General features: G+C 61.2%; 12 protein-coding genes and 2 tRNA genes. 2 read left to right on the top strand and 12 right to left on the bottom strand.

The genetic code is table 11. The features are described from left to right. Positions 1–312: 312 nt before the first annotated feature. Together AB5758_RS06595 and gltB are read right to left on the bottom strand one after the other, a co-directional pair. On the bottom strand, positions 313–1,794 hold the full coding sequence (locus AB5758_RS06595; protein WP_346965296.1) for a glutamate synthase subunit beta: 1,482 nt from the start codon (positions 1,792–1,794) through the stop codon (positions 313–315). Positions 1,795–1,799: 5 nt separating this feature from the next. Then, complete coding sequence (gltB, locus tag AB5758_RS06590) at positions 1,800–6,497, bottom strand: glutamate synthase large subunit (protein WP_368141527.1); 4,698 nt, start codon at positions 6,495–6,497, stop codon at positions 1,800–1,802. Positions 6,498–7,020: 523 nt separating this feature from the next. Here gltB and AB5758_RS06585 point away from each other — a divergent pair. Further along, the gene (locus AB5758_RS06585) at positions 7,021–8,277 is read left to right on the top strand and encodes an Nramp family divalent metal transporter (protein WP_346965901.1); all 1,257 of its coding nucleotides are present in this window, start codon (positions 7,021–7,023) and stop codon (positions 8,275–8,277) included. Between the two features lie 151 nt (positions 8,278–8,428). Here the strand turns inward: AB5758_RS06585 and AB5758_RS06580 are convergent, their stop codons facing one another. The 6 genes from AB5758_RS06580 to AB5758_RS06555 form a co-directional block, all read right to left on the bottom strand. Then, positions 8,429–8,572, bottom strand: a complete 144-nt coding sequence (locus tag AB5758_RS06580; protein WP_006235327.1) for a rubredoxin-like domain-containing protein — start codon at positions 8,570–8,572, stop codon at positions 8,429–8,431. 89 nt (positions 8,573–8,661) lie between these two features. After that, entirely contained in the window at positions 8,662–9,165 is a 504-nt protein-coding gene (locus tag AB5758_RS06575; protein WP_346965378.1) for a flavin reductase family protein, read from the bottom strand. Positions 9,166–9,371: 206 nt separating this feature from the next. Continuing rightward, positions 9,372–9,842 carry an SsrA-binding protein SmpB gene (smpB, locus tag AB5758_RS06570; RefSeq protein WP_006235325.1) on the bottom strand — a complete coding sequence of 157 codons (471 nt, stop codon included), beginning with the start codon at positions 9,840–9,842 and terminating at the stop codon, positions 9,372–9,374. Next, positions 9,832–10,749, bottom strand: a complete 918-nt coding sequence (locus AB5758_RS06565; RefSeq protein WP_195544905.1) for a tetratricopeptide repeat protein — start codon at positions 10,747–10,749, stop codon at positions 9,832–9,834. Before AB5758_RS06565 ends, smpB begins: the two co-directional genes overlap by 11 nt. Before the next feature lie 97 nt (positions 10,750–10,846). Then, positions 10,847–10,923, bottom strand: a tRNA-Glu gene (locus AB5758_RS06560). Between the two features lie 17 nt (positions 10,924–10,940). Further along, positions 10,941–11,014 (bottom strand) — tRNA-Gln (locus AB5758_RS06555). 276 nt (positions 11,015–11,290) lie between these two features. Between AB5758_RS06555 and AB5758_RS06550 the strand changes: the two genes are divergently transcribed. Beyond that, complete coding sequence (locus tag AB5758_RS06550; protein WP_006235322.1) at positions 11,291–11,701, top strand: hypothetical protein; 411 nt, start codon at positions 11,291–11,293, stop codon at positions 11,699–11,701. 196 nt (positions 11,702–11,897) lie between these two features. Here the strand turns inward: AB5758_RS06550 and AB5758_RS06545 are convergent, their stop codons facing one another. The 4 genes from AB5758_RS06545 to murQ all read right to left on the bottom strand — a co-directional run bounded on the left by AB5758_RS06545 (position 11,898) and on the right by murQ (position 15,931). After that, positions 11,898–12,257, bottom strand: coding sequence for an arsenate reductase family protein (locus tag AB5758_RS06545; RefSeq protein WP_006235321.1), 360 nt, complete (start codon positions 12,255–12,257; stop codon positions 11,898–11,900). A gap of 92 nt (positions 12,258–12,349) precedes the next feature. Further along, on the bottom strand, positions 12,350–13,402 hold the full coding sequence (locus AB5758_RS06540) for a MupG family TIM beta-alpha barrel fold protein (RefSeq protein ID WP_195625108.1): 1,053 nt from the start codon (positions 13,400–13,402) through the stop codon (positions 12,350–12,352). Positions 13,403–13,519: 117 nt separating this feature from the next. Further along, positions 13,520–14,950 carry a PTS transporter subunit EIIC gene (locus AB5758_RS06535; RefSeq protein ID WP_195625107.1) on the bottom strand — a complete coding sequence of 477 codons (1,431 nt, stop codon included), beginning with the start codon at positions 14,948–14,950 and terminating at the stop codon, positions 13,520–13,522. Positions 14,951–15,007: 57 nt separating this feature from the next. Then, complete coding sequence (gene murQ / locus AB5758_RS06530; RefSeq protein WP_346965380.1) at positions 15,008–15,931, bottom strand: N-acetylmuramic acid 6-phosphate etherase; 924 nt, start codon at positions 15,929–15,931, stop codon at positions 15,008–15,010. Positions 15,932–15,933: the final 2 nt, after the last annotated feature.

Raw genomic sequence — 15,933 nt, 5'->3', positions numbered from 1 at the left:
AGGAGGGTGGGCAGCCACGACCAGCGCGGGCAAAATAGGCCTCCGGCTGCAAACCAGATGCTGACCAAACACTTGACGGGATGCTTGACCGAAAATGCGCACCGCAACAAAACCGCAGGTAAACATAGACGGCAAACCCGTCCTTTTGAGCCAAACGCCCCCGGCCATCACAGAAACAGCAGAGCACCACAGCTCAAGAAGACGCCGAATGGACACTCGCGCGTCGACAAACGAGCAAATCGCTCGCAAAGAGTGTCCCCAACGACTAGACAAAAAATGACTAGTCATTGGCGACGTTCTTAAATGACTACCTCACAGCTCCAGCGCATCGGCGACTTCGGCTGCGCAGGCCAGAGCATCGGCCATGGCGTTCACCACGAGCGAGCTGCCGTTGCGAGCATCACCCGCCACATACACCGGCGCGGCATCCGCGGCGACGCCGTCGACACGGGCCGCAAGGTGCGAGCCCTCGGCAGCCATCACCGGCAGCGGACGACCAGCGGTGGCAACAGGCACGCCAACGGCGTCGAACACGCCATGCTCGGGACCCGTAAAGCCGCAGGCGATGAGCACCAGCTGGGCCGGCACCTCGTGCTCGGAGCCCGCGATGCGCTCGGGCTTGCCAGCCGACCAATCCAGATCGACCACGCGCAGGCCCGCGGCCGCGCCCTTCTTGTCCAACAGTACCTCGAGCGTATCCACACCCCAAGCGCGCATCTCGCCGCCCATGGCAGCGATGGCCTCCTGCTGGCCGTAATCGGTCTTCTTCACGTTGGGCCACTGCGGCCAGGGGTTGCTCACCGCGCGCGCATCAGGCGCCGCCGGCAAGAACTCAAACTGGCGCACGCTACGCGCACCCTGACGTACCGCGGTGCCCACGCAGTCGTTACCGGTATCGCCGCCGCCAATGACCACAACGTCCAGGCCGCGCGCGTTCACCGCGGGCTCGTCGCCATCGAGCACCGAGACGGTCGAAGCCGTCAGGTAGTCCACGGCATACACTACGCCCGGAGCATCAATGTTCGCAGCCGAAAGCCCACGCGGAGCACGGGCGCCGGCGGCCACCACGACGGCGTCAAAGTCATTGAGCTTGGCCGCCACCGCAGGGTTCGCAACGTCAGCACCCAGCTCGAACACAATGCCCAGCTCGCGCATGAGCGCCACGCGACGCTCGACCACGGACTTCTCGAGCTTCATGTTGGGAATGCCGTACATGAGCAGACCGCCCGGGCGGTCGTCGCGCTCAAACACCGTCACGCGGGCGCCACGACGCGCAAGCTCCCATGCTGCCACCAGACCAGCGGGACCGGAACCCACCACGGCAACCGTGGGTGCACCCTCCCCTGCCGGCTCAAAGCGGTGCGGACCGCCGTTGGCCCACTCATGGTCGCTAATCGCGCGCTCGTTGTCATGGATCGTCGTGGGCTGGCCATCGACCGAGCCCAGGTTGCATGCGGCCTCGCACAGCGCCGGGCACACGCGGCTCGTGAACTCGGGCATGGGCGAGGTGAGTGACAGGCGCTCGGCAGCCTCGTCCCAACGGCCGCGGTACACCAGCTCGTTCCACTCGGGAATCAGGTTGTGCAGCGGACAGCCGCTCGGGCGCGCCTTGCCAAAGCTCGCGCCCATCTGACAAAACGCCACACCGCACATCATGCAGCGGCTCGCCTGGGCACGGCGCGCGTCGTCGTCGAGCTCCACGTACAGCGGATCAAAATCATGGCTGCGCTCCTCCACGGGGCGAAGCTCGTGGGTCACGCGATCGATATCAAGAAAAGCACCGGGCTTACCCATGGCACTTACGCCTCCTTCTTGGTCGAAGCAACAGAGCTGGCAGCCACGGACGCAGCGTCCGCAGCACCGCCCGCGACATCAAAGCGAGCGACATCCGCGGCGCTCGCGCGACCGGTCACAATGTCAAACGCCAGCTCCTCAGCCTGCGCATGCGTCTTGCCCACGGCCTCGGCGGCGGCGACAATCGCCAGCACGCGCTCGTACTCGGTCGGAATGACCTTCACAAAGTGCTTGCTCATCGTCTCAAAGCTGTAGAGCAACTTAATGCCGCGCGGGCTCTGCGTCGCGTCCACGTGCTCCTGGATAAGCTCGCGAATCTGCGCCAGCTCGCCGGCCGTCGGGGCCTTGAGCTCAACGCTCTCGTGGTTCACGCGGGCGTCGAGCGTGCCATATTGGTCAAAAACGTAGGCCACGCCGCCTGTCATGCCGGCGGCAAAATTCTGCCCGACCTCGCCCAGGATGAGCGCCAGACCGCCCGTCATGTACTCGCAGCCATGGTTGCCGCAGCCCTCGACCACCACGGTGGCACCGGAGTTGCGCACGGCAAAACGCTGGCCGGCAAGACCGTTAATGAAGCCGCGCCCGCTCGTGGCACCAAAGAACGCAACGTTGCCCACGATGATGTTCTCGTCGAACTTGTAGGTCGCATGCGGGTTGGGGCGCACCGACACCTCGCCGCCCGAAAGGCCCTTGCCAAAGTAGTCGTTGGCGTCGCCGCACACGTTGAGCGTAATGCCGCGCGGCAGGAAGGCGCCAAAGCTCTGACCGGCCGAACCGTCGCAATCGATGGTGATGGAGCCGGTGGGCAGGCCCTCGGGATGCGCCTTGGTCACCGCGTTGCCCAAGATGGTGCCCACGCAGCGGTTGACGTTGGCGATATCGGCGCGGAAGCGAATCGGACGCAGGTGCGCACGGGCATCGGCCGTATAGGGCACAAACAACGTGGAGTCGAGCGTCTTGTCGAGCTCGCTGTCCGCGGCCATCTGCGGCAGGAAGTGGCGACCGTCGGCGCCCGGAATATGCGCACCGAACTCGCAGGTCGCGCTCGCCAGCACGGGCGACAGATCGAGCAGGTTTGCTTTGCGGTTGCCCGGGACCTCGATCTGGCGCAAGCACTCGGGATGGCCGACCATCTCGTCGACGGTGCGGAAGCCCAGACTCGCCATGACCTCGCGCAACTGCTCGGCAACAAAGAGCATAAAGTGCTCAACGTGCTCGGGCTTGCCGCGGAAGCCGCGACGCAGGCGGCAGTTTTGCGTAGCGATGCCGGCCGGGCAGGTGTCCTGCTGGCAGTCGCGCTGCATGAGGCAGCCCATCGAGATGAGCGGCATGGTCGCAAAGCCAAACTCCTCGGCGCCCAGCAAGCAGGCGACGGCGACATCGGTGCCGTCCATGAGCTTGCCGTCGGCCTCGAGCACCACGCGCGAGCGCAGGCCGTTTTGCAGCAGCGTCTGCTGGGCCTCGGCAAGGCCAAGCTCCAGCGGCAGACCGGCGTGCCAGATCGAATCACGCGCCGCGGCACCGGAGCCGCCGTTGTGGCCGCTGATCAAGATCTTGTCGGCGGCACCCTTGGCCACACCGGTGGCGATGGTGCCGACACCGGCCTCGCTGACCAGCTTGACCGACACGCGAGCGCCGGGGTTGGCGTTCTTAAGATCGAAGATCAGCTCTGCCAGGTCCTCGATGGAGTAGATGTCGTGGTGCGGCGGAGGCGAGATCAGGCCGATGCCGGGCGTGGACTGACGGACCTCGGCAATCCAGGGGTAGACCTTCTTTCCGGGCAGGTGGCCACCCTCGCCAGGCTTGGCGCCCTGGGCCATCTTGATCTGAATCTCGAAGGCGCTGCACAGGTAGCGGCTCGTCACGCCAAAGCGCGCGCTTGCCACCTGCTTGATCGCGGAGTTCTTGGAGTCGCCGTTGGTCAGCGGGGTCTCGCGACGCGGGTCCTCGCCGCCCTCGCCCGAGTTGGAGCGGCCGTGTAGGCGGTTCATGGCGATGGCCATGCACTCGTGTGCCTCTTTGCTGATGGAGCCATACGACATGGCGCCGGTGTTAAAGCGGCGGACGATGTTGAGCGCGGGCTCGACCTCGTCGAGTGCCACCGGCGTGCGACCGTTGGCATTAAAGTCGAGCAAGTCGCGCAGGCGAACGGCACGGCCGGTGCGGTGCAGGCGGGCGCTGTACTCCTTAAAGGTGTCGTAGCTGTCCTCACGGCAGGCGGTCTGCAGCAAGTAGACAGTCTGCGGATCGATGAGGTGATCCTCGCCGCCAAGCGGGCGCCACTTGGTCAGGCCCAGCGTGGGCAGTTGATCGGGAGCCGGGCTCTTAAGGATAGCGAGCGCGGCGTCGTAGCGCTCGTTTTGCTCGCGCTCAACGTCCTCAACGCCCATACCGCCCACACGGCTCACCGTGCCAGCGAAGTACGCGTTGACGAACTCCGGCGTAAAGCCGACGGCCTCAAAGATTTGCGCGGAGTGGTAGCTCTGCACCGTGGAGATGCCCATCTTGGACATGATGGAGACGATGCCCGCCGTCGCGGCCTTGTTGTAATTGGCGATGCCCTGCTCGGCCGTCACGTCCAAGTCGCCGCGTGCCGCCAGATTGCGGATGCACGCATGCGCGTTGTACGGGTAGATACCGCTTGCGGAGTAGCCCACCAGCGCCGCAAAGTCGTGCGGAGACACGGCATCGCCGCACTCCACCACGATATCGGCAAAGGTGCGCACGCCGGCACGGATCAGGTGGTTGTGCACGCAGCCCACGGCGAGCAGCGACGGCACGGGCACCTCGCCCGCAGCGGCACGGTCGCTCAGCACCACGATGTTCACGCCATCGCGAACCGCAGCCTCGACGTCTTCGGCAAGCTGCTTGAGCGCAGCCTGCAGCGCGCCCTCACCCGCGTCGCGACGGTACACGGCACGGAACCGGCGGGTCTTAAAGCCAACACGGTCAATCGCGCAAATGTGGTCGAACTCCTCCTCGCTCAGCAGCGGGCGCTCCAAGCGCACCAGCTGACAGGCCGTGCGGGAATCCTCGAGCAGGTTGCCGTGGTTGCCCAGGTAGAGCGTGGTCGAGGTGACCATATGCTCGCGCAGGGCGTCGATCGGCGGGTTCGTGACCTGGGCGAACAGCTGATAGAAGTAGTCAAAGAACGAACGCATCTTCTTGGACAGGCAGGCCAGCGGCGCATCGATACCCATCGAGGCGAGCGGTGCCTTGCCCTGCTGGGCCATGGGGCGCACGACCTCGTCAACATCATCCCAGTGATAGCCGAGCTTGGCCATACGCACGGCGGTAGGCACCTCGTCGTCCTCGGCGGGCGTCGCCGCGGCGGGCTTGTCGAGCGCGTCGACCGTCAGCGTCTCCTCGGCAATCCAATCACGGTAGGGCTTTTCCTTGGCGTAACGGGCGCGCAGCTCGTCGTTGTAGATCACGCGGCCGCGGGCAAAGTCGACCTCGAGCATCTGGCCCGGTCCCAGGCAGCCGCTCGTCAGGATGTTCTCGGGGCTCACCTCGATGGTGCCCACCTCGCTCGCCAGCATAAAGCGGCCGTCGCGCGTCACATAGTAGCGGGCGGGACGCAGGCCGTTACGGTCGAGGGCGGCACCCAGCGTGCGACCGTCGGTAAAGGCGATGGCCGCCGGGCCATCCCACGGCTCCATGAGCATGGACTGATAGGCGTCGTAGGCGCGGCGCTCCTCACTCAGGCTGTCGTTGTGATCCCACGGCTCGGGCAGCAACATGGACGCGGCACGCGTGAGCGGACGGCCGTTCATGACCAGGAACTCGAGCACGTTATCCAGAATCGCGGAGTCGGAACCCTCGCGGTTGATGATGGGCATCACGCGCTCAAGATCGTGCTGCAGCACGGGGCTGTACAGGTTGGGCTCGCGGGCGCGGATCCAGTTGACGTTGCCCTTGAGGGTGTTGATCTCGCCGTTGTGGATGATAAAGCGGTTGGGGTGCGCGCGCTCCCAGCTGGGCGTGGTGTTGGTGGAGTAGCGCGAGTGGACGAGCGCCACGGCCGTCTTGACGGCGGCGTCGTTGAGGTCGATGAAGAAGCGGCGCATCTGCGTGGCGACCAGCATGCCCTTGTACACGATGGTGCGCGAGCTCATGGAGCACACATAGAAGATCTTGTCGCGCAGGGCAAACTCGGCGTCGGCCTTCTTTTCGATGGTGCGGCGGCACACGTACAGGCGACGCTCAAAGGCGTCGCCCGCCGGCGTGTCGTCGGGACGGCCCAGAAAGGCCTGCAGGATGGTAGGCATACAGGCGCGGGCCGTCTCGCCCAGGTCGTGCGGATCGACCGGCACCTCGCGCCAAAAGAGCAGCGGCACGCCGGCCTCGGCACAGCCCTCCTCAAACACGCGGCGGGCATCCTCTACGCCCTTGTCGTCCTGCGGGAAGAACAGCATGGCCACGCCATAGTCGCCCTCTGCCGGCAGAATCTGGCCGCACTTTTGGGCCTCTTTACGGAAAAAGTGATGCGGAACCTGGAACAGGATGCCAGCGCCGTCGCCGGTGTTCTTCTCGAGTCCCGTGCCGCCGCGGTGCTCCAAGTTGACCAGAATGGACAGTGCATCGTCCAGAATCTGGTGATGGCGCTCGCCGTTGATATCGGCAAGTGCGCCGATGCCACATGCATCGTGGTCGAATTCGGGGCGATAAAGGCCCTGCTGCTGAGCGGAATCTGCCTGCATCGCGATCCTCCCCTAGATATTTAGACAGTCAGTTGACTAGGCATACTAGGAGCATCGCCGGCCCGTTGTGTTTCCCACCCGTTTCGAAACAATCGCGTAACGCGCGCCCTACGAGTGGACACCGCCGACCTCAAGGGCGACAACATAGGCCCCAAGTTCGGCCTGTAAGCTCACTGCTTCAAACATCTCAATCTGTAACAGTAAGACCCAATTTCGACGACTAACTGTTACAGATCAAGATGTTTTCGAGAGACGGTTCCGAATGTCTCAATCTGTAACACGAAGGGTCAGTTTTGGCGGTCAGCTGTTACAGATCGAGATTTTCCATAGGACCATTTCTTCCTGTCTTGATCTGTAACACCTAGACCCAATTTCCATCCCCAGTTGTTACAGATCAAGACATTTCGGCAACCCCCTTTCCCCACCCCATTCAAATACAACTATTTTGTTAGTCATAGTTAACTTTTGAGCCTAAAACGGGTATCCTTTGCGGCGTCAAACAAACGGCACACAGGAGCGCACCATGCTCAACCATCTCAAACAACATTTTGGCTCCCGACGCACCGGCGGTCACGGAGGCCTAGACATTGCGCGGCATATCGGCCCCGGGCTGCTCGTGACCGTCGGCTTTATCGACCCGGGCAACTGGGCCTCCAATATGGCCGCGGGCTCGCAGTTTGGATACGCGCTGCTGTGGATCGTCACACTGTCCACGATTATGCTCATTGTGCTGCAGCACAATGCGGCGCACCTGGGTATCGCCACGGGCGCCTGTCTTGCCGAGGCCACGACACGTTACCTCCCCCGCTTCGTCGGGCGCACGGTGCTCGCCAGTGCCTATCTCGCGACCATCGCCACCGCCATGGCCGAAGTCCTGGGTGGCGCGATTGCCCTTCAAATGCTCTTTGGGCTGCCCGTGCGCGCAGGCTGCGTCATCGTGGCGGCGGCATCGATGGCGATGCTCATGACGAGCTCCTACAAGCGCGCCGAGCGGTGGATCATTGCCTTCGTGGGCGTGGTAGGACTCTCGTTTTTGGCCGAGCTTGCGCTGGTCAAGGTCGACTGGCCGCAAGCCGCCACAAGCTGGATTACGCCCAGCATGCCCACCGGCTCGGCCGCGATTATCGTGAGTGTCCTGGGCGCGGTCGTTATGCCCCACAACCTCTTTCTGCACTCCGAGGTCATCCAATCCATGCACTTCGAAGGCCAAGGCGAGCAAGTTATCGAAGAGCGTCTGCGCTATGAGCTCTTCGACACGCTCTTTTCGATGGGCGTGGGCTGGGCAATCAACTCGGCCATGGTCATCCTGGCCGCAACGACCTTCTTTGCGCACGGCATTGTCGTAGACGACCTCGCCGTCGCAGCGGCCACGCTCTCCCCCATCTTGGGCCCGGCGAGCTCGACTATCTTTGCGGTGGCGCTGCTGTTTGCGGGCCTCTCGAGTAGTGTGACGGCGGGCATGGCGGCAGGCACCATCACCGCGGGCATGTTCGACGAGGAATACGACATCCACGACCGACATTCCTCGATTGGGGTGGCGGCATGTTTCGTCGGCGCAGTGGCGGCGTGTCTGGTCGTCCCAAATCCTTTTGAAGGTCTCATCTGGAGCCAGGCGCTGCTGTCGCTTCAGCTGCCGATCACGGTTTTCGTGCTTATACGGCTCACCAGCTCGCGCCGCGTCATGGGCAGATACGCCAATTCACGCCCGCTCAACACGCTGCTCGTAGGAATCGGTGCCATCGTGACGATTCTCGACATCGTGCTGCTAACGGGGATGTAATTGGGATGGCGTGACTGTCCAGATATAACGTCTCAATCTGTAACACGTAAGGCCGTTTTAAACCGTCAGATAAATCAAAAAGGCCCCGGCCGAGAATTCGACCGGGGCCCTTGGACAGAGCTATGTTCGGCTTTCGCCGTGTGCCTACGAGTTACTCCTCGACGAGCTCAAACTCATCGGGGCCGACGCCGCAGACCGGGCATACGTAATCCTCGGGCAGCTCGGGCGTGTCGACCTCAACCTCGTAACCGCAAACGGTGCACACAAACTTATACGTCTTCTTCTCCTCAGCCATGATGTTCTCCTCTCGAACGCGACTGGTGATGTACTTCGTTTATTAGTATAGATTCTCAATAATATAATGCAAGTATTTTTAGAACATTTCTAGCCTTGATACGATGAAGCCTTGGGCGGCGTCTTGCCCTTCAAGACCTTGTGATAGTAGTCATAGGTCAGCGGGGCCTCGCCGCTCAAGCGCTCGGCGTCCTCCACCTCGCCGATAAAGAGCAGGTGCGTGCCCACGTCCACGGTATCAATCAGACGGCAGCTAAACAGCGCCGCCGCGTGCTCGGGCACATAGGGCATGCCCAGAGCGGTCTCGTGGGTCTCGTACTTGGCAAACTTGTCGTAATCGCTGCTGGTGCGGAAGCCAAAGTTGCCGATATAGAGCATGTCGGCGGTCTGGTCAATCACGGTCAGCGCAAAGGCCTTAGCCGATGCGATTACGCCGGACGTGACATTTTCCTTGTTCACGGCAATCGAGATGCGCGGCGGGGCGGATGTCACCTGCACTGCTGTGTTGATAACGCAGCCGGCACGCAGCCCGTCTGCCACGGCGCTCACCACGTACAGGCCACTCGGCATGGTAAAGAACGCAGTTTTGTCCATAACGATCACTCCCCTAACTCGGGATTGAGCCTCATGGATGTATGTACCCACAAAAAAGGCGACGCACATACCGAACGCCGCCTTTGAGACATATGTGTCAGAACAGTAAGCAAGATGGAACGCCCGCAGTTGCGGTGAAATAGAGACTGAATAGCCCCTCAAACAGGCAAAACAGTCCGTATTCCACCGCAACTTATGAAGGGCGGTCAGCGATTACGCTCCTTAAGCGCACGATCGATTTCGCGCTGAACGTCGCGCTTGGCCATATCCTCGCGCTTGTCATAGAGCTTCTTGCCGCGACCCAGACCCAGCAGCAGCTTTACGCGGCCGTCGGTATTAAAGTAGAGCTCCAACGGAACCAGCGCATAACCACGGTTGCGAAGTTTGCCGTCAAGAAAGTCGATCTCCTTACGGTGCAGCAGCAGACGACGCCGACGGTCGGGATCGCGATTCCACACGCCACCATGGCTATAAGGATGGATATGCAGGCCGACGAGCCAGCACTCCCCGCCGCGGATCAGCGCGAAGGTATCGGTGATCTGACAGGCGCGCTCGCGAATCGACTTGACCTCGGTGCCGCTCAGCTCAATACCGCACTCAAACGTCTCATCGATAAAGTACTCGTGATGTGCCGAGCGATTCTTGGAAATGAGCTTGCGCTCGCGCTTACTGGGCATCGCCGGCCTCCTTGGCGCCATCGGCGTTTGAGCCCGCAGCCTCGCGCTTTGCCTTGCGCTCGGCATTGAGCTCGGCATCGCTCTCGCGCACCAGCTTGATAATCGCCGCGCAGGCCTCCTCGCCCACCAAGTCGCGAGCACGCACCGTCAGGCGCGTCGCCTCCTGCTTGTCGCCGTCGCTTGCAGCATCGGTCGCGCACATAATCAGGCAGATGGCAATCTCGGCCGAAGGCGAGGTCGGAACGCCTTGCAGGGCTAGTTCACCCATCACGTGCTCGTCGCTCTCCTCGGCGGCATCCGGATAGGTAGTATGGATCTTGTTGAGCAGGCGCGTCGTATGCGCATCGTTGGGCGCCAGGCGCAGCGCCAGACGCGCGCAGCCCACGGCAGCCGAAACGTTCTCGGTCTCGGGCTCCAAGAAGTACTGACCTAGATTGGCGTAAGCGCGGGCGGCGCACTTGCCATCGCTTGCACGCTCCAGCACCGAGAACGAGAGCGATGCCCATTCCTGCTTGTCCTCGAGAGCGCGGAACAGCTCGGCCAGATCCAGGCGGTAGTTGCAGTTCATGGGGTCCCAGCGCACGGCCTGCATCAAGGCGTTGCGAGCACTCACATAATCCTGCTGGCGAATGTAGGCAAACGCCATGTCAGAGTACAGGCGGTCAAACGGCACCTCGACCTGCACGAGCTCGCGCGGATCCTTCTCCACGCGGCGATAGGCCAAGCGCTCAAACTTGCTATCGAAGCTAAAGTATTGACGCTTCTCCTCCGTCTTGCACTCAGCGTCGATATACTCCTCGGCGAGCTCCACCAGACGCTCCAGCAGCGGCGTCGCCGTAGCCAGGTCGCCCTGCGCCAGATAGTTCTCGGCATACGTGATGTCTTGCAAGCTGATGGGCAGATCCATGGCTACTCCTCGATCCGGACGGCAGACTCAACGCGCGCCTTAAGCATCGGTCAATACACAAAACCCGGGTCTCTTACGAGGCCCGGGCATTCAATTTTGGTAGCCCGTACCAGATTCGAACTGGTGATCTCCGCCTTGAGAGGGCGGCGTCCTAAACCGCTAGACGAACGGGCCATATGTAGCAAATGCAATGGCTGGGATGGAGGGAGTCGAACCCCCATTGACGGAACCAGAATCCGCTGTCCTGCCATTAGACGACATCCCAATGACTGCATCGCTGCGCTCGGCTGTGCCTTTACGCAAGAAAGAAATATACGGGAAGTCTCGCCGTGACGCAAGCCCCAATTTTGACTTTTTTGAAATTCAGTCAAATTGGCCTAATTTAGTCCAACCCGTGAAGGACCTGTGAAGCCGACCGCTATACACGAAGGGCAAAACACCGCGAGCGGTAGCCGTCAACCGTTGGCAGATTCTACCGCGAAAACGATAGCACCAGGCAACACAATCGAAGTATCAATGATCGCGTAGATATCGAGGTACCATGGACGAAGAGCTTGATTACCTATGGGAGACCCTGGGCCTCGAGATCACTGCCGACCTTTGGCCCGAACGGGACAAAATCCATCCCACACTGCGCCCCGCCATTACTGTGGTGCAGGCAAAATACCGCCGTGCATCCTTTTTGATCATGCGGATGTCATGGCACGCGGGACTCCCCGACCTTAAGCGAATCCAGGCAAGCCTCGTCGAGTTGTCCGGTATGCCGACCGTCATATCCGAGGCGCACCTGGAGCAGCGCCAGCGCGAGCGACTGCAACAGCAGCGGATTCCCTTTATCTGCCCCGGCGTTCAGGCATATCTGCCCTTTATGGACGAGGAGTACTGGAGCGGCAAGCCCAACAAACACGTAAAGGTCTACGATCCGCACGAATGGGCACAGCTGGCGGACTGACTGGGGCAGGCCCGCCGGCGGAAAGTGCGTCCCAGATTTCAAGCTCAAACTGGTCCCCACTTTCCCGTCGAGCCCTCAACCGGAAACCGTGTCCCACAATCGAAGCTCAGAATGGGACGTGCTTTCCGCAACCGGCCACTTTGGGAAAGCGCATCCCATTCTGGAAGCGAATTCCGGGTCGCACTTTCCGCAGCCGCTACAGCAACGCCTCGGCCCAAGCCGCTTCCCTAAAGCCGGGAATCGCAAAGTCGTCGCCCACCAGCAGCGGACGCTTGACCAGCATGCCGTCGGTCGCCAGCAGCTCGTAGCACTCCCGATCCGTCATGCCCGCATCCAGACGCGCCTTCAGGCCCAGCTCTCGATATTTCATGCCCGACGAATTAAAGAAGCGCCGCACCGGCAGCCCCGAACGAGCAATCCAGGTCGCAAGCTCATCAGCCGTGGGATTGTCCAAAACGATATCGCGATCGATATACTCTACCCCATGTTCGTCCAGCCATGCCTTGGCCTTCTTACAGGTCGAGCACTTGGGATATTCAACAAACAGTACAGTCATGGGAATCCTCCGAATATAGATCGGCCAACGCAGGCACACGCCACACGAGGCGCCTTCGTATGATGGGCCAATTGTAGCCCGCGGGTCACACGTTAAACGAACCGTACCCCGAATCCGCGCTTGATAAACGGCAGCAGTTCCATTGCCTCGGGCGTGATATGGCCCGCAACGTTCATGCGCTCGTCACCGGGAAGATCGACCCGCGCAATCTCAAGCTCGCCTTCGTAGCGCCCATATCCGCTATTGCTCACAGCGATCGACCCCGCCTTTCGCGGCAGGCCGGCTCCGGCATCCGTCGGCACGGAATCCGGCTTAAGCTTCGTACGTGACTCCTGAGACCTAAAGATGAGGACACTCGAGTCGGGCCGGTCGTGATGAATCTGCCCGCGCACATAGGCATAACTGAGCTCAAGCTCGCATTGCAGGTCCACGTATCCGGCGGAAACTTGAGCAAACTGCGCCCAGCCCGCATCGGAAAGATCGGGGTCGCCGACCAACACAATGTCGCAATCGGCGCCATGTGCAAGCTCAAGCATATTGAGGGCAACCTTTGACGCGCGACCGCGCTGCGCCTCGACCGTCGGCAGTCCCTCGAATACCGGCCCGCGAACGTTAGCATCACCCGGCACAAAAGCCATGATTTCGAATCCAAGCGCCGCAAGACGAAGATTCACCCGAGCAATGTCCTCCAGAGCTAAACCGGTATAAGGCTTGGGGTAAAAATTGTGGCAGGCGGCAAAACGAGTCACATCGGCACCGGCCTCACGCCACGATGCGATTTCATCAGAACTCACCGTCGATGCATTGACCACAATGTGAAATACACCGGACAGCTCCGCGACCCGCTGGGCGCTAAAGCCATAGTCCAAACGAAGGTATTCCAACCCCAGATCGCGCAGGTCCTCGATGCGCTCAAGCCCGAGCAAATCGCACGTGCGAGGCCCCACATCGGCAATGAGCGCAATGCCGCGGGCGGAAAGCAGCGACAGCACATGACGGACCTTATCGGCATACGCCGCTCCCCCATCCTCGGGAATATGCAGCGAGGTGAACGCATAGCGCGCACCCGCCGCGGCACCATGTTCAATCGTCCGCTCAATATCCTGCAGAGGGCTGGAAAGATAAATCGAAATACCCGTTTTCACGCTTCAACGCTCCTTTAAAAAAGGCCGGCGGAGCAGCTAGCCCCGCCGGCACAACCATAACATCAAGAAATCTGCCGCGCGCCGCGAACCCCGAGCAACACGGCTCGCGATATCAAACTACTCGCCAAAGAACTCGTTGATCTTCTGCTCGTCGACGCCAAAGAACCACGTCAGGACAAAGCCGGCGGCATAGGCAAGCAGCATAGCGGCAACGTAGCCGAGCTGCTGGCCAGGAACGACGATCAGCAGGCCAAACAGACCGGAAACGCCCTGAGAAACCGTGCCGATGTGAAGCAGCGCCGCGAGCGCGCCGCCAAATCCGGCACCCAGGCAGGCCGTCACAAACGGACGAACGAGCGGCAGCGTAACAGCATACATCAGAGGCTCGCCCACACCCAGGATTCCAACGGGAATGGACTCTGCGACGTACTTCTTGAGCTTGGCGTTCTTGGTCTTAAAGTACAGCGCCAAACCGGCACCGACCTGGCCGCCGCCAGCCATCATAAGGATGGGAAGCAGGTAATTGATACCCTTGGTAGCGCCGTCGGGATCGTTGAGCATAGCGTGGATCGGCGTGAGCGCCTGATGCAGGCCGACGGAAACCAGCGGCAAGAAGCCTGCCGACAGGATATAGCCGCCCAGGACGCCCAGCTTCTCGAAGATAAAGGTCAAAACGCTAAAGATGGCAGTCGTCAGCCATGCGCCAACCGGCTGGATGACGAGCATCAGAGCAAAGGCGCCGATGATGAGCACCAGCAGCGGAGACAAGAACGTGTCGAGTGCGTTGGGCATAACCTTGCGAATCTGACGCTCCATCCAGGCAAAAAATGCGCCAGCGATGAGAGCCGCGATCATGCCGCCCGCTGCGGGGTTGTACTGCGCACTGGTGAGCGGCAGCAGAATGGCAGTGGCAGGATCAGCCGCGCCAGGCGCAAGCAGGGGCATGGCACTGTTGGCGATACACATCATGCCGGCGATGCCGCCCAGCGCAGCGGAGCCACCAAACTCACGTGCCGCGTTATAGCCCACCAAGATGGGCAGATAGGCAAACAGGGCCCAGCCCATGGAACGAATGCCCTGGTACCACCACTCGCCTGCAAGCGCGCCTGCCGTCGAGACGTTAATGACGTTGCAGATACCGTTGATGAGGCCAGCCGCAATGATGCCGGGAAGCAGGGCGACGAAGACATTGGAAATCTTCTTGAGGAAGGCCTGAACCGGCTTAGACTCGTACTTGGCCTTCTGCGCGGCCTTGTTTGTGGCCGCAGCGTCAACCACGCTCTCGTCGGCAACGCCTTTCGCAAGGCCAGTGAGCTTGGAGAACTCCTCGAGCACCTTATTCACCTTGCCCGGACCCAGCACGATCTGCATCGTGTCGTCCTCGACCAGGCCCATCACGCCGTCGAGTGCCTTAATGCCCTCCGTGTCGACGTTGCCCGCGTCTTTGACGGTCACGCGCAGGCGCGTCATGCACGCCGCGTTTGCCAGCACGTTGTCTTTACCGCCCAAAAGGTCCAGCAGCTTTTGAGCCAGCTCTTTGTTCGTCATAACTCCTCCTTGTATTGGGTATCTCGTCTGGATGTCATATCAGCTCACGCCGCGCACCTATTGGGCGTCGGCATTGCTCTTCTCATGGCCACTCACCGCAGCACGGACATGGCCTCGCGCCCGCTCAAGAGCTACCGTAGCCTGCTCGGCATCGCGGTCCAACAGTACCGAGACAATAGCGGTTTTTACATGGCCGCCGGCATCTGCAAGCGCCTGAACGGCGCGCTCGCGCGTGCAGCCGGTCGCCTCCATCACGATGTTCTGGCCGCGCACCACCAACTTCTCGTTCGTCTGCTGCACATCGACCATCAGGTTTTGGTATACCTTGCCGATCTTGACCATGGCACCGGTCGAAATCATGTTGAGAATGAGCTTTTGAACCGTTCCCGCCTTGAGCCTCGTTGAGCCGGTCAGCACCTCGGGACCGGGCACGGGCTCAATGGCAAGATCTGCGCTCTCCCCGATCTTCGACCCTTGGTTGCAGGCAATTGCAATGGTCTTGCACCCAGTTGCCTTGGCGTACGCAAGGCCGCCCACCACATAAGGAGTACGGCCGCTTGCCGCCAGGCCAACGACAAGATCCTTGTCCGAGAGTCCACGCTCTCGCAGGTCGTTCGCGCCAAGCTCATCGCTGTCTTCGGCACCTTCGACAGCCTTGATAAACGCCGTCTCGCCTCCGGCAATGAGCCCGACAATCAGATCGGGTGACACGCCAAACGTGGGCGGACACTCCGAAGCGTCGAGTACGCCCAGACGACCGCTGGTGCCTGCGCCCATGTAAAAGACGCGCCCGCCGCGCTCGAGTGCCTCAGCAGCCCAGTCGATTGCTGTGGCAACCTGGGGCAACACTTTCGTGACCGACTGGACGGCACGAAGATCCTCATCGTTCATCGTCGTGACGATTTGCAGCGATGTCATCGTATCGAGGTCCATTGACCTTTGATTACGCTGTTCGGTCGTGAATTTTGTTAAATCGAGCATTT

Source organism: Collinsella aerofaciens (assembly GCF_040926405.1).
Lineage (GTDB): Bacteria > Actinomycetota > Coriobacteriia > Coriobacteriales > Coriobacteriaceae > Collinsella.
This window is presented reverse-complemented; position numbering and strand designations above follow the sequence as displayed.